11 protein-coding genes and 2 pseudogenes are annotated in these 14,472 nt (G+C 73.4%); 4 read left to right on the plus strand and 9 right to left on the minus strand.

The annotated features are described in order from the left end of the window. Positions 1 to 4: 4 nt before the first annotated feature. A complete protein-coding gene (locus KBY19_RS11315; RefSeq protein WP_099885425.1) occupies positions 5 to 526 on the minus strand; it encodes a DoxX family protein in 522 nt (173 codons plus the stop codon). A 226-nt stretch (positions 527 to 752) separates the two neighbouring features. Here KBY19_RS11315 and KBY19_RS11320 point away from each other — a divergent pair, with 226 nt between their 5' ends. Beyond that, the gene (locus KBY19_RS11320) at positions 753 to 1,505 is read left to right on the plus strand and encodes an SDR family NAD(P)-dependent oxidoreductase (protein WP_099885424.1); all 753 of its coding nucleotides are present in this window, start codon (positions 753 to 755) and stop codon (positions 1,503 to 1,505) included. Positions 1,506 to 1,520: 15 nt separating this feature from the next. Here the strand turns inward: KBY19_RS11320 and KBY19_RS11325 are convergent, their stop codons facing one another. From KBY19_RS11325 to KBY19_RS11340, 4 genes and pseudogenes are all read right to left on the minus strand, one after another. Further along, the gene (locus tag KBY19_RS11325) at positions 1,521 to 2,495 is read right to left on the minus strand and encodes a dihydrodipicolinate synthase family protein (RefSeq protein WP_099885423.1); all 975 of its coding nucleotides are present in this window, start codon (positions 2,493 to 2,495) and stop codon (positions 1,521 to 1,523) included. 14 nt (positions 2,496 to 2,509) lie between these two features. Continuing rightward, positions 2,510 to 3,976 (minus strand): MFS transporter, encoded by a 1,467-nt coding sequence (locus KBY19_RS11330; RefSeq protein WP_210965690.1) that lies wholly within the window; start codon positions 3,974 to 3,976, stop codon positions 2,510 to 2,512. Positions 3,977 to 4,113: 137 nt separating this feature from the next. Next, positions 4,114 to 5,251 (minus strand): annotated as a pseudogene (locus KBY19_RS11335) (MFS transporter). Positions 5,252 to 5,384: 133 nt separating this feature from the next. Beyond that, on the minus strand, positions 5,385 to 6,563 hold the full coding sequence (locus tag KBY19_RS11340; protein ID WP_247690865.1) for a hypothetical protein: 1,179 nt from the start codon (positions 6,561 to 6,563) through the stop codon (positions 5,385 to 5,387). A gap of 157 nt (positions 6,564 to 6,720) precedes the next feature. On the opposite strand from KBY19_RS11340, the pseudogene KBY19_RS36425 reads away from it, so the two are divergent. Continuing rightward, positions 6,721 to 6,954, plus strand: a pseudogene (locus KBY19_RS36425) (type B 50S ribosomal protein L31); the annotation flags it as partial. Positions 6,955 to 7,315: 361 nt separating this feature from the next. Here the strand turns inward: KBY19_RS36425 and KBY19_RS11350 are convergent. After that, on the minus strand, positions 7,316 to 7,966 hold the full coding sequence (locus tag KBY19_RS11350) for an NAD(P)-dependent oxidoreductase (protein WP_210965691.1): 651 nt from the start codon (positions 7,964 to 7,966) through the stop codon (positions 7,316 to 7,318). Positions 7,967 to 8,125: 159 nt separating this feature from the next. Here KBY19_RS11350 and KBY19_RS11355 point away from each other — a divergent pair, with 159 nt between their 5' ends. Beyond that, positions 8,126 to 9,037 carry an AraC family transcriptional regulator gene (locus KBY19_RS11355; RefSeq protein WP_099885419.1) on the plus strand — a complete coding sequence of 304 codons (912 nt, stop codon included), beginning with the start codon at positions 8,126 to 8,128 and terminating at the stop codon, positions 9,035 to 9,037. A 16-nt stretch (positions 9,038 to 9,053) separates the two neighbouring features. On the opposite strand, the gene KBY19_RS11360 is transcribed toward KBY19_RS11355, so the two are convergent. Further along, positions 9,054 to 11,576 (minus strand): glycoside hydrolase family 3 protein, encoded by a 2,523-nt coding sequence (locus tag KBY19_RS11360; RefSeq protein ID WP_210965692.1) that lies wholly within the window; start codon positions 11,574 to 11,576, stop codon positions 9,054 to 9,056. A 55-nt stretch (positions 11,577 to 11,631) separates the two neighbouring features. Next, a complete protein-coding gene (locus tag KBY19_RS11365) occupies positions 11,632 to 11,805 on the minus strand; it encodes a hypothetical protein (protein ID WP_180289813.1) in 174 nt (57 codons plus the stop codon). A 108-nt stretch (positions 11,806 to 11,913) separates the two neighbouring features. Between KBY19_RS11365 and KBY19_RS11370 the strand changes: the two genes are divergently transcribed. Further along, the gene (locus KBY19_RS11370; protein WP_099885417.1) at positions 11,914 to 12,915 is read left to right on the plus strand and encodes a cation diffusion facilitator family transporter; all 1,002 of its coding nucleotides are present in this window, start codon (positions 11,914 to 11,916) and stop codon (positions 12,913 to 12,915) included. Between the two features lie 233 nt (positions 12,916 to 13,148). Here the strand turns inward: KBY19_RS11370 and KBY19_RS11375 are convergent, their stop codons facing one another. Continuing rightward, the gene (locus tag KBY19_RS11375) at positions 13,149 to 14,402 is read right to left on the minus strand and encodes a lytic transglycosylase domain-containing protein (RefSeq protein ID WP_099885416.1); all 1,254 of its coding nucleotides are present in this window, start codon (positions 14,400 to 14,402) and stop codon (positions 13,149 to 13,151) included. Positions 14,403 to 14,472: the final 70 nt, after the last annotated feature.

Here is a 14,472-nt window from a genome sequence, read left to right on the forward strand (position 1 = left end):
CGCGCTACTTGGGGAAGGCCCCGCGCAGGGCGTCGGCCTTCTTGCGGCCGCCGGCGGCATGCCGGACGGGCAGTGGGCAGTGACCGCCCTTGCGGCGCTTGGCGCGGGACCGCAGCATATGGGCCCGCGTCTGGTGGTTGGCGTCGCTGACGACTGCCAGCAGCCCGCCCATGATGGCGGCGTTCTTACCGAACTGAATGCGCTGGGCGGCGCGCTGGCCGGGGTCCTCCTGCTCCCAGAACGGGTGCCCGGCCAAGGTGGTGGGCAGCAGCGAGGCGGCCAGCGCCAGCGCGGCGGTCCGCGGGGCCCGCCCGGTGGTGAGCAGCGCTCCGGCCACCACCTGCACCGCGGCGTTCACGCGTACGAGGGTCACATCGTCGCCCGGCAGCGGGACCTTCTCGCGCAGCTTGTCCAGGAACGGCGCCGCCATCCCGGCCGGGGGCTCGGGGTTGCTCAGCGTGCCCACCCCCGCGTTGACGAAGAAGGCGCCGATCATCGGTCGGGAGAGCAGTTGCAGAGGTGTCATACGGGGTCCTCGGATGCGGCGGGCGGGCGGACGGTCGGGAGGCGGCGACAGTGCCGTCACCGCCATGTCACGCGTACCACGGGCGTCCCGCAACCCGGAACCCTCCGTACGGCGCACGGCCGCAGCCCGGCCGCGGCACTCACCCGGATGACACCGGTGGCGGTGCGGCCCGCCGCGCCGGGGGGAAGAGTGGCCGGGAGCGGACACCGAGCGGAAGGTCCAACGGATGAGCGGCGAGTTCGACGGCAGGGCCGCACTGGTCACCGGTGCCGCCTCCGGTATCGGACTGGCCGTGGCCCGCCGGCTCGCCCGGGCGGGCGCCAGTGTGGTCGTCGCGGACTGGGACGAGGACGGCGCCCAGCTCGCGGCAGGCGAACTGGAGACCGCGGGGGCGCGTGCCGAGGCGCTGGTCGTCGATGTGACCGAGCCGGACTCGGCACGGGAAGCCGTGCGGTTCACCACCGAGACCTTCGGCTCGTTGGACCTGGCGGTGAACAACGCGGGGGTGAACGGGCCGTCGATGCCCACCGGCGAGTACGAGGTCACCGCCTGGGACCGGATCATCGCCACCAACCTCAGCGGCGTCTTCTACGGGCTTCGGTACCAGCTTCCCGTCATGTCGGCGGCGGGCCGGGGCGCGATCGTCAACATGGCCTCCATCCTGGGCACCAACGGCTTCGCGGGCAGCCCCGCCTATGTGGCCGCCAAACACGGCATCGTCGGGCTGACCAAGACGGCGGCGCTCGAATACGCCGACAAAGGCGTACGGATCAACGCCGTCGGCCCCGGCTTCATCGACACCCCGCTGCTGCGCGAGACGGACAGCCCGATGCGCGAACGGCTCGTCTCACTGCATCCGCAAGGCCGGCTGGGCACCGCCGACGAGGTCGCGGAGGTCACGGCGTTCCTCCTCTCGGACCGCGCCTCCTTCGTGCAGGGCAGCTACCACCTGGTGGACGGCGGCTACGCGGCCCAGTAGCCCACCCGCCGGTTCTCACACCGGACCCAGACCCGCCTGCGCGAGGTGGCGGGCCACCTCGGCGCGCTCCGCGTCGTCAAGGGGGCGCATCGGCAGCGGCGTGGTGGCCGAGTCGATGAGGCCGCGGTGGCGCAGGGCCTCCTTGAAGGCGCCGATGGCCGCCGAGTAGGTGCCCAGCCGGGCGGGGTCGCCCACCCGGGTGAGAGCGAACAGCCGCCGCAGCCGCAGCTGTTCGGCGGCGGCCTCCTTGGTGTCACCGCGCCGCACTGCCCGGTGGAGGGCCAGATAGCCGTGCGGGTCGATGTTGCCGAGACCGGGCACGATGCCGTCGGCGCCCAGTACGAGTGCGGTGTCGGCCATCGTCTCGGAGCCGGTGAGCACCGTGAAGCCGCGGCCGCGTGCGCCGTTGGCCTCGGTGAGCGAGAGGAGGGTGCGCATCTCGTCGAGGTCGCCGCTGCTGTCCTTGAGACCGGCGAGCACCCCGTCGGCGGCGAGTTCGGCAGCGACCTGGGCGGGGAGCTTGCGCTGTACGTTGCCGGGGATGTCGTAGGCCCACAGCGGCACATCGACCGCTTCCCGCACCGCGCGGAAGTGGTCGGCCATCTCCCCCGGGTGGGTGGGCGAGTAGAAGGGCACGGTGGCCACCACGGCGTCGGCGCCCGCCTCCCGCGCCGCACGCGCCTGCGCGACGACCCGGTTGGTGGTCAGGTCGACAGCGCCCGCGAGGACGGGAACGGACCCGCCGGCCACCCGGCTGACGACGCGCAGCGCCGCCAGCCGCACCTCGTCGGTGTGGTAGGCGAGTTCGCCGGTCGACCCGTTGACGAAGAGGCCGTCGACCCCGGCGTCGAGCAGGAAGCCGCACAGCCGCTCCAGGGAGGCGGTGTCCAGCTCGCGGTCCTCGGTCAGCGGTGTGCACAGCGGCGGGATCACCCCACCCGGTGCCGTACGGTCCGGGAGGGCGGATCCGGATGTCGGATGGCCGGTCATCGCGTCAGTGTCTCCTAGTGGTGCCGGGGCGCGGTACGGGGCAGGGGCTGGGACGGGTCGGCGGCGAGGTCCTCGGTCAGATCGACCTCGGGCGCGGCCCCTCGGGCGCCGAGCAGCCGCTGGACACGCAGCGGCGCGTTGACGGCGATCAGCACGATCACCACCAGTGTGAGGGAGAACGTCAGCCAGGCGAGGGAGGAGCCGAGGCTGTGTCCGCCCGCCAGTGAGGCGCCCAGCACGGGCGCCACCGCGCCGCCGAGGGAGCCGACGTTGTAGGTGAAGCCGAGGCCGGCCGCGCGTTCCGGGGTGCGGAAGTAGCCGCCGATCAGCTTCGGCAGCAGGCCGGAGATGCCCTGCGCGAACATCTGCTGGAAGAACAGCAGCAGCGCGAGCCACACCGTCTGGCCGCTGTCCATGGCGAAGACCGGCAGCACGAAGAGCATCGACACGCACAGCGAGGCCACATAGGTGCGCTGAGTGCCCCACCGGTCGCCGAGGAAGCCGACCAGCACACAGCCGGCCACGTTGCCGAACCCGGCGAAGAACAGCATGTCGCTGACGGTCCCGGGCGAGAAGTCCAGGTCCGTCTTGAGATAGGTGGGCAACAGGGCCTGGATGGGCCAGGAGTAGAGGAACGCGCAGAAGACGGTGACCATCAGCGTCACCATCATCGGCGTACGCCCGCCGGCGAACTGCGCGGCGAACAGTACGAATCCGGCGGCGGCGAGCAGGGCGAGCGGCCAGGTGAAACCCCCGGCGCGCTCGGTGAACAGCAAGAACAGGCTCAGTGACACGGCGGCGGTGACGGCGTAGTTCAGCGGGGCGTGGCGGCCGCGGTAGAGGACGGTGACGAAGTCCCGCTGCGCTCCGTGCCCGTCGGCCGCTTCGCTCGCGGTCGCCCGGGCCCGTTCCCAGTCGTGGGACTCCTTCAGTCCGCGCCGCATCCACAGGGCCAGTGCGATGGGGACGACGCCGAGGAAGAACATCGCCCGCCAGCCCCAGGCCGGCACCACGAAGCGGTAGAGCTGCCCGGCGATGACGGCGCCTACCGCGTACCCGGAGATGAGCAGCGCGCTGGCACGGTTGCGGGCCGCGGCGGGCCAGCTCTCGATCACATAGGTGGCGCTGGCCGAGTACTCCCCCGCCATACCGAGGCCGAGCACCAGCCGTGCGGCGAACATCGACCAGTAGCCCCAGGAGAGGCCGCAGGCCAGCGAGCCGACGGAGTACAGGACGATGCTGAGGATCATCGCGGGTTTGCGGCCGTACCGGTCCCCTACCGCGCCGATGGCCAGGCCGCCGAACCAGCGGGAGATGAAGGCGGCGGACACCAGTGTGGCCGCCGTGACGGTCGACAGGTCGAAGGTGTCGGCGACTTCGGTCAGCACCAGGGTGATCAGGACGAAGTCGAAGCCGTCCATCAGATATCCGAGCCAGGCGGCGAAGAGCGTCTTGCCGTCGCGTCTCGTCAGTCTCGCCATCGCGGAGCCCCCCTCGGCCACCGGAAAAGATCAGAGGTAGGACATGGGATGTCCTATCGTGGCGGGACGCTACACGCGCCCTGCGGAGGGGGACAAGGGGTCGGGCCCGGCCGCTCCCCGGGTCCGCGCGGGCGCCCTCAGCCCGCTGTGGCGAGCGCCGCCGCCTCGGCCTTCCGGGTGCGCCACAGCTGGGCGCCCACCGCGGAAGCGAGCACCACCACGCAGCCGGAGAAGACCAGCCCCGCGTTGCGCAGCCCGAGCCCGGTGCTGAGCGCGCCCACCCCGACGACCGGCAGCGAGATACCCAGATAGGCCACGACGAACAGCGCCGAGATGGTGCCGCCCCGGCGCTCCTCGGGCGCCCGCGCGCTGACCGCCGTCAGTGCCGAGCGGAACGCGAGCCCCTGCCCGATGCCGCCGGTGACCGCACCCGTCACCAACATCACCAGCGAGCTCAGCAGCAGTGACAGCCCCACCTGCGCCATACCGACGACCAACCCCAGGCATCCCAGGGGCAGTGCCACCGGTGCACCGAACCGGCCCGTCAGCGACTGTCCGACCAGCGAGGCGCAGAAGACCGAGAAGACGATCGCACCCGAGACCGCCAGATTGCCGATGTGCAGGGTTCCGGCCACGAAGCCGGGCGAGACCGCGGTGAACAGGCCGAAGACGGCGAAGCCGGTGAAGCACGCCAGCCCGGCGGGGACGAACACCGGCCGCACCTCGCGCGGCACCTCCATCCCGCGCGGCCGCAGTGCGGGGCGTGGCCGGGGCGGGCGTACCGTCTCCGGCATGGCGAGGGTCAGGGCGAACGCGACGGCCAGCAGCACCAGATGGGCGGCGAAGGGCAGGATCAGCGGACGGGGCGCGTACTGCGCGAGCAGGCCCGCCAGCAGCGGTCCGCAGCCGAGCCCGCCCATGTTCGCGGCCGTCGCGGCGAAGCCCCGGCTGCCGCGGGGCGCCAGCTCCAGCACGACCGCGGTCGCCGCCCCGCTGAAGAGTCCGGCCGCGAATCCGGACAGCAGCCGCCCGGAGAACAGCAGCGGCAGCCCGCCCTCCAGCAGAAAGCACCCGGCGCTGGCCGCCGAGAGGGCGAGGGCGGCGAACAGCTCCGGCCGCCGCCCCAGCTTGTCGGAGAAGTCCCCGGCCACCAGCAAGGCGACAATCACCGCCGACCGCGTAGACGGCGAAGACGACCGTCACCATCAGCTCGCCGAAGCCCAGTTCCTGCCGGTAGAGGCCGTAGAGCGGGGTCGGCAGCGTGGTGCCCGCCATACCGACGGCGAAGACGAAGGCCGCCGCCGCGTACCACAGCAGGCCACCACGCCGGGCCTCGCTGCCGTGCTCAGCGCCGTGCGGTCTCACGGCCGCGCCCCCGGACACGCACTCCCCCACCGCCCACGGGCCCCTACCCCGCCCACGTGTAGCGGACCACGCCCGCGATCCTGCCGTGCTCGGCCAGCGCGCCGTCGGCCACGAAGACCACCTCCGCATCGGTGGCCAGCGCCGCCTCCACCGTCTCGTCCACGATGTCGTCGCGCACCTCGCCCGACTCGTCGCTCACCGCCTCGTCGCCGGCGGGCGCCAGGTGACCGCCGGTCAGCCGCACCTTCTGCCGGTACGGCTCCTCGACGACCAGCAGCGCCAGCCTGCCTTCCTGGGCGGCCCGCCACACCTCGTCGATCCCCGCGACGAACTCCGTGCGGCCGATCGCCTCGCCGAGCCGGCGGAGCGCTTCCTCGGCCCGGCCCCGCAACAGCTCGGCGCGCGCCGGTGCGACGGCCTCGAGGACGACGGAGGGCCGCGCGTTGGCCAGCCCGCCCTTGGGTACGGTGGCCAGCGCGTTGCGGGCCGCGCGCGTCCCCACGTCGGCCAGCGCGGTCAGCCCGTGCTTGAGCCCCGCGACGAGCAGCGGACGGGGCTCCGCCTCCAGCACCTTGGACAGGCCGGCGTCCACATCCCGCAGATGCTGCAGCTCCGCCTCGTCCCGGTAGCCGGTGTCGTAGACGCCGGTACGGGAGGCGCGCTCACGCTCGGAGACATTGGGTTCGTGTTCGATCGGGAAACCGTAGCGGTGCTCTTCGACGAGCTGCTCCCCCGCGCCGCTCCACAGTCTGGCCTTCTCCTCGTCGAAGGTCAGCACCCAGTAAGGGCGGTTCTGGGCCCGCGCGGCGACCAGGTTGCGGGTGAGGAAGGTGTCGTCGATGACGATGCGTTCGGTGTCCACGCGCCGGGTCAGCTGCCAGGACTGGCGCTCGCCCCGGGCGGCGAAGACGACCAGGGTGTCCAGCGCGTACATCAGGTCCAGCTCGTTCTCGGCCTGCTCCAGCTGCTCGATCACATCGGCCCGTACCGCTGCCGGGACCTGCGGGTCCTCGGCGAGCCGCCGCCCGGTCTCGGCGATCAGATTGCGCAGCCGCACCGGGTCCTGCAGCTTGTCCGGCTTGGTGCGGTGGGTGGGCAGCACCAAGGTGACCGCCGGGTAGGGGCGCGGCTTCCGCAGATTGGCGAGGACCTCGTTGGTCAGGTCGTTGGTGCGCATCCGTACCTCGTTCCGGAAGGGGACGACGACCGCACCCTCCAGCATCTCGCCCAACCCCGGGCCCCGCACGTCGGAGCCGCTGCCGGGGCCGAAGCCCCCGCCCGGTGGCCCGCGGGCAGGGCGGCCACCGGGCGGGATGCCGTGCCGGGAGTGCGGACGTAGCCTGGATGGGGCGCCCTGTACGCGGGGGAAGGAGCGACTTGTGAAGTCTGATACTCACCCCGACTACCGCGAGGTGGTCTTCCGTGACCGGGCGGCCGGTTACGCGTTTCTGACGCGTTCGACGGCCACCAGCGACACCACGATCGAATGGGACGACGGACGGACATATCCGGTCGTCGATGTGGAGATCTCCTCCGAGAGTCACCCGTTCTACACCGGAAAGGCCCGAGTCGTGGACTCCGAAGGCCAGATCGCCAAGTTCCGCCAACGCTACGAGGGGACGTCGCCGGACGAGATCCTGCACTCCGCCCCGGCGAGCGAGCCCACCCCCGAGGACCTGGTCCTCGCCTCCGGCCGCGATCTGTCGGAGGAGAATCTGCAGTGGGCCCGCGAACGCCTGGCAGCGGAAGGCCGGGCCGCGATGGACCGGCGGTTGCCGTGAGCCGGACGTGAGTGCCCCTTGAGCGGGAGTCGGCGGCTGCGGGTCCTTGTGGCTGGTGGGGGCACCTCCCGGCCGGAGTCCCCCGGCCTCCGGCCGGGAGGTACCCCCAGGGGAGCAGTTCCCCACGCCCCTGACGGGGCGCAGGTCCCGGCGCGCAAGGGGCACCCGAGGCGTCGGCACCCACCCTGCGGGCTCAGTAGCCCACGGTGAACCGCTCCCGGACGTGCCGTGGATTCTCGATCTCGTCCAGCACGGCTACGGCGTAGTCCTCCATGGAGATGTGGCTCTCGCCGTTCTCCGCCACCACGAGGTCGTCCTTGCCCACCCGGTACGTCCCCGTACGCTCACCGGGCTCGATCGTGGCCGCGGGGCTGATGTTGGTCCAGCGCACGTCCTCGACACCGCGCAGGTGGTCGAGGGCCTGACCGTGCGCGTGCATGATCTGCAGGATCGCGTCGGGCAGCCCCTCGGTGTCCCACACCCGGGAGCCGTCCGGCCTGCGCAGCGACCCGGCACCGCCCACGAAGACCAGGGACGGCGCTCCGGCCCCGAGCGCCCGCAACCCGGTGACCAGCGACTCGGCGGCGGGCTTGATGGTGGCCAGATGCCCAGGGCCGTCCTTGGCCCCGACCGCGCTGACGACGACGCCCGCGTTCCCGGCGACGGCCGCGACGGACTCCGGGGAGAGCACGTCGCCGGTGGTGACCGTGACGGCCTCGCGCGAGGCCACGAACCTGCCGGTGTCCCGCACCACCGCGACCACCTGATGGCCGCGGTCCAGCGCCTCGCGGACGATCCTGCTGCCGATGTTGCCGTTGGCCCCGAAAACGGCGATGTTCGCCATGGTGGTACTCCTGTTGCGTGGTGCGGACGAGGGTGGGAGATGGACGCCGAACGGGTGGCAACTTCGGCCACGGATCCCGCCGGTTCCTCCTGCCGGAAGGACGACACCTCGAACGTAACCGGGCAGCGACCGCCCCGCGAGGTAAGGTCACGACCAGCCATGGTGAGAACCGGACACTCTGCCGCATCCGCGTCCGCCGCCATCCCGGAACTGCCGTACGCCCCGCCGCCGGGCGTCGCGACCACGGGGCTGGAGGTGATGACGCTGTCCGAGTTGCGCGACCGCGCGGCCCGCAGCGGCCAGCGGCTCGCGGACCCGCAGCGGCCCGGCTTCCACCAGCTGTTCGCCGTCGAGTCGGGACGGCTGCGCCAGTCCGTCGACTTCACCGCGCACACCACCCCGCCCGGCGGATGGCTGTGGGTGCGGCCCGGTCAGGTGCAGCAGTACGACGACCTCGGCGACACCGAGGGCACGCTGGTCCTCTTCCAGCCCACCTTCCCCGACCCGGCGACGGCCGCGGCCGTCGGCCTGGACGAGGCGTCCGGCGCGGTGACCCGCCACCCGTACGACGAGAACGCCCGCGCCGTCCGGATCGCCCTGGACCATCTGCGCTTCGAGTTCGCCGCCGACCGCCGCGACCAGGCGCCGGGCGCGCACACGGAAGTGCTGCGGCATCTGCTGGCGGTCCTGCTGCTACGGCTCGTACGGCTGACGGGGGCGGACGGTCAGGACGCGGAGGCGGCCACCGGCTCGGACACCTTCCGCCGGTTCCGCGCCGCCGTGGAGAAGGACTTCACGCGCACCCGCCGCGTCGCCGACTACGCCCACGCCCTCGGCTACTCGCCCCGCACCCTCTCCCGGGCCACCCGCGCGGCGGTCGGGCTGGGCGCCAAGGAGTTCGTGGACCGCCGCGTCGTTCTGGAGGCCAAGCGGCTGCTGGCGCACACCGACCGCTCCGCGGCCCGGATCGCCACGGCGCTCGGCTTCGCCGACGCCACCAACTTCGCCAAGTTCTTCCATCAGCGGTCGGGCACCACGCCGGGTGCGTTCCGCGCCTCCGTCCGCGGCTGAAGCGGGGCGCCTCCGGTCACTCCCACAGCGGCAGCTCGGCGGTCAGCCGGATGTCGGCGGCGCTGCGCCCCACGGCGAACCGGTGCGGGCCCGGGCAGCGGCGCCAGACCAGATGGGTGTCGTCCCAGGTCTGGACGGCGCGCAGCGGGACTTCGAGGCTGGCTTCGGCCAGGTCCCCGGCCGCGGCCCGCACCACGGCGAAGGCCGCCAGCCGGCAGTCCGGTCCCTCGGGGCCGAGGTAGAGCTGGACGACCTCGCGGCCGGCGCGGGGACCGCTGTTGCGGACGCGGACGGTGACCTGGGCGACCGGCCCGTACGGGTCGTCGCCGCCGGCGCCGTCCAGCGCGGTGATGCTCAAGGACTCGTACTCCCACCGGGTGTAGCCGAGTCCGTGCCCGAACCAGTAGGCGGGCTCGGGGCCCGCCGCCCGCCGCCAGGCGCGGTAGCCGATGTAGGGGCCTTCGACGTACGGGAGCCGGCCGTCACCGTCGGGGACGACCTGGCGCACCGGCAGGTCGTCCTCGGCGGACGGCCAGGTCGTCGGCAGCCGCCCGCCCGGCTCGGCGGCGCCCAGCAGCACATCGGCGAGGGCTTCGCCACCGGCCTCGCCCGGGAACCAGCACAGCAGGACGGCGGCCACCTCCTGGTGCCAGGGCATCAGCACGGGCGCGCCCGCGTTGACCACGACCACGGTGCGGGGATTGGCCCGGGCGACGCGTGCCACCAGTTCGTCCTGGCTTCCCGGCAGGGCCAGGCTCTCCCGGTCGACGCCTTCGCTCTCGGACTCGTCGGTGGTCCCGACGAACACCACCGCGCAGTCCGCCTCGGCAGCCGCGCGCACCGCCCGCTCGGTCAGCTCCTGTTCGGCCACGGCAGGCGCGCCGTGGCCGAGTTCGAAGGAGACCAGCCCGAACAGGCCACCGACGCCGTGGGCGGGGACGGAGTGCAGCAGCCGGACGGGGAGCGGCTCGTCCGCCTCCGCGTCGAGCAGGAAGGTGCGCTGGGGCGGGTTGAGGAACGCGACGGCCGGGTCGTCGCTGTCGGCCTGCAGTTCCGCGTCGTACAGCACCCGGTCGCCCGCCTCCAGCCGGAAGTGCCCCACTCCGCGGACCGCGAGCCGGTGGGTGCCGCTCTCGCCCGGGGTGAACTCGCCGACCAGCTCGACGCGGCCCAGATCGGCGAAGGAGACGCCGCCGGGCAGCGTGCCCATCCACCGCACGCTGCCGTCCCGCTGCTCGGCACGGGCGAGCTCGGCGTCGTCCAGGCCGTGCAGGACGGCGGTCAGCCGGAAGCCGGCGGCTTCCGCGGCGGGCGCCAGCCGGGAGCGTGGGTCGGGACCCGGCTCGTAGGACACCTCGGTGCCGGGCGGAAGCGCGGCCCGCAGAGCGTCCAGCGGGGTGCCGACCCGTTCGGGGAAGACCTGCGAGCTGCCTCCGCCGCCGAACCGCGGTGCGCAGGCGTGCAGTCCGCTGACGGCGATCCGGCGTACGGCGTCGCCGGAGGGCTCCGCGCCGCCCCCGACGTCGAGCGGGAGCACGGGGCTGCCCGCGTACTCGTTGCGCAGCAGGACGAAGGAGCGGGTGGCCAGGTCGCGTACGGCGGCGGCCCCGTCGAGCGGGGCGGGAAGCGCGCCGGCGGGCACGGTGGGCGGCGCACCGTCCAGGACGCCGACGCGGGCGGCGAGCAGCAGTACCCGGCGGGCCTGCACATCCACCGTCTCCGCGGCCACCCGGCCCTCGCGGACGGCCGCGACCAGGTGCTCTCCGTAGACGGTGTCCGGTCCCGGCATGGCCAGATCGAGGCCGCCGCGTACGCAGCCGAGGGTGGAGCGGGCGCCCGTCCAGTCGGAGACCAGCGCTCCGTCGAACCCCCATTCGCCGCGCAGCACTCCGTTGTTGAGCACGTCGTGCTCGCTCATCGTCACACCGTTCACGCTGTTGTAGGCGGCCATCAGCAGCCAGGGGCCCGCGGTGCGCACGATGCGTTCGAAGGGTTCGAGGTACAGCTCGCGCAAGGTGCGGCCGTCGGCGCGTACGTCCACGGTGTAGCGATCGGTCTCCGCGTCGTTGGCCACATAGTGCTTGGGGGTCGCGGCCACGCCGCCCTGCTGGAGGGCCGCGACCAGGGCGGCGCCCAGGACCCCGGTCAGCTGCGGGTCCTCGGAGTACGCCTCGAAGTGCCGCCCGCTGTAGGGGGTGCGGTGCAGGTTGACGGTGGGGGCCAGCACGGCGTGCGCACCCTTGCGGCGGGCCTCCTGGGCGAGCAGCAGTCCGGCGGTGCGGGCCGCCGTCACATCCCAGGTGGCGCCGATCGCGGTGGGGGACGGCAGCGCGAGACTGGGGTCCTCGGGCGACCAGTTCTCGCCGCGCACCCCGGCCGGGCCGTCCGAGAGGACGAGCCTGCCGAAACCGGCCGCCGAGCGGGCGCCCTCGGGGCCGACCGACCACATGTCCGTGCCCCCGAGCAGCGCCGCCTTCGCCGGGAGGTCCAGCTCGGCGAGCGCGGCCTCGACGGCGGCTTCCTGGGAGCTACGGTCCATATCCGACTCTCACCGCTCATATCGCTCATGTCGATCACTGGTTGCGGCCAGCTTCTCAGATCCGGCGCACCACCACCCTGGGAAAGCGGACGAAGTCGTCACGATGCAGGAGCGCCGCACAGCCGCGGCCGCCCGGCGCGCGAAGTTGGGCACCGCCTACCGGACCGACAACGGAAATCATGAAGAACCCGCAGGTCAGCGCGGTGTTATCGGTTTTGACAACGGTCACCGATGCAGCCTTTGCACCCCCGGGGTGCGGTGGGTTTCACTGCACTCAGCCCGACACCGAGGGGGCGGCGGCCGCCGGTCGCCGAGGGTCACCGATGGGGAGGACCGGATGAGCGCGTCAGACGCACACGGACACGGCCACGCCGGACACACGCACGGGGTCTCGGCCGGAGCCGACCGCCGCTGGCTGTCGATGGCACTCGCGCTGATCAGCGTGTTCATCGTCGTCGAAACGGCCATCGCGGTGCTGGCGGGCTCCCTCGCGCTGCTGTCCGACGCGGCGCACATGCTCACCGACGCCATCTCGATCGTCCTGGCGCTGGTCGCGATGCGGCTGTCGGCGCGGCCCGCACGCGGCGGCTACACCTTCGGCCTCAAGCGCGCCGAGATCCTCTCGGCGCACGCGAACGGACTCACCCTGATCCTGGCCGCCGGCTGGCTCGGCTACGAGGCCGTACGCAGACTGCTCGACCCACCCGAGGTCACCGGCTGGATGGTGGTGGCCACGGCCCTGGTGGGCATCGTGGTGAACCTCCTGGCCACCTGGTGCCTGTCGCGGGCGAACCGCTCCTCGCTCAATGTGGAGGGCGCCTACCAGCACATCCTCAACGATCTCTTCGCCTTCATCGGGACCGCGGTGGCCGGCTTCGTCGTCCTGGTCACCGGCTACGCCCGGGCCGACGCCATCGCCACACTGGTCGTCGTGGGCCTGATGCTGAAGGCGGGATACGGCCTGCTGCGCGACTCGGGCCGCATCTTCCTGGAGGCGGCGCCGGTCGGGCTCGACCCGGACGAGGTGGGCGACGAGCTGGCCGCCGCCGAGTCCGTGACCGAGGTCCACGATCTGCACATCTGGACGATCACCTCGGGCGAGCCCGCACTGTCGGCTCACGTACTGGTGGAGCCGGGCGGCGACTGCCACCGGGTGCGGCGCGATCTGGACCGCATGCTGGCCGAGCGGCACGGCCTGACCCACACCACCCTCCAGATCGACCACGCGGACCGGTTGCCGCCCATGCCGGCCGGTGCCCACGCGCTCACCAGCGTCTCGGCGGGCCACTGCCGTACCTCGCACGGCCCGGTGCACCACGACGGACCGCACGAGCACTGACGCCACCGCCGACGCCTTGCCGCACCGGAAGCGGGCAGAGGGGCCGTTCGGCCCTGCTGGGCGGGGCCGGGGTGGGGCACTCTGAAGGCAGTCCCCGGGCGTCTCCCCGTCAGGCGTCCGGGCCTGCGCCACCGCTGGGCAGCCGCCCGCGGCCTGTGGGGGGTCCGCGGGCGGCATCAGCGGCCCGGCTCCCGTGTCCGCTCCCGGCAGCGGCGACGAGAGCCCGGGTGCCCTCACCTCAGGTCCGTGTCCCGCTCGCACGGGCCGTCGCTTCCGGTGGGGCTCGGCGTGGGCGTCGGCGACTCGGCGCCGGTCGGACCGGGGGACGGCGAGCCGGTGTCGTCCGGGCAGTCGGGGGGAGCGCTGGGGCCGCCCGGACCACCGGAGCCGTCCTCGTCCGGGGAGCCGGGGCCGGTGGGGCGGGGACTCGGCCGTTCCGGGCCCGATGTGCCACCGCTGTTGCCCGTGCCCGGGGAGCCGGGGCCGGGCCCGCCCCGACCGTCCCCGGCCCTGTCGTCCTTGCCGCCCTTCCCCTCCTTGTTCGCCTTGTTCCCGTTGTTCGCCTCGTTGCCCTTGTTCCCCTTGCTGGCGGCGCCCGCGCTGCTGGGCAGCACTCCCTCACCGTCCGGAACGGCGTGGGTGCCCTCGCGGTAGAAGGCGAACCACGCCAGGACGGTGCGCACATAGGCGGTCGAGCGGTTGTAGCTGAGGATCGCCGCGCGCAGCTGGGCGGCGCTGGTCAGATCCCGGTCCCCGGCGCACAGATAGCGGCCGGCGGCGAGCGCGGCGTCGTGGATGTTGTGCGGGTCCTCGCGGCCGTCGCCGTTGCCGTCGGCACCCCAGCCGCGCCAGGTCGTGGGGATGAACTGCATGGGGCCGACCGCCCGGTCGAACTCGCTGTCCCCGTCCCAGGCGCCGCCGTCGGAGTCCTCGATACGGGCGAATCCGTTGCCGTCCAGGACCGGGCCCAGGATCGGGCGGCGCGTGGTGCCGTCCGCCCGTACGTCGCCGCCGCGCGCCTGCCCCGACTCCACCTTGCCCAGCGCGGCCAGCAGTTCCCAGCGCAGCCCGCAGCCGGGGTCGGTGGCCCGCACCGCCCGCTCGGCGTTCCGGTAGGCGCGCAGCACGGTGGCGGGGATGCCGGACTGGGCCTTGGCCCGGGCGCTCGCGGCACGGGCGGGCCCGGTGCCGTCGACGCCGTCGAGGGGCGGGAGTTCGACGTGGTACGAGCCGTCGTCGGCACCGGCCGGGTACGGAGGACCGGTGCGGGCCGGATTCCACGGCTTGCGGGCGTCCTTGGGGCCGACCGCGCCGGGAGCCTGGGAGGCGGTCAGCGCGGCGACGGCCAGCGCGGCGAGCGCGGTGCCCGCGGCGCGCCGGCGCAGCCGGACCCGCATGGTGCCGGCGGGGCGCGCGGGGCCGCGCCGGGCACCGGCAGCGGTGTGGCCGCCGCGTCGGCGGGCGCCTGTCCCTTCCTGCTGCGTCATCTGCTTCTCCTCCCGGTCGTACCCGGCCCACGGCGGACGGCGGACGGCTGTGGGCCCGAGCGCGGGTCGT

Source organism: Streptomyces sp. B15, from assembly GCF_018070605.1.
Lineage (GTDB): Bacteria > Actinomycetota > Actinomycetes > Streptomycetales > Streptomycetaceae > Streptomyces > Streptomyces smyrnaeus.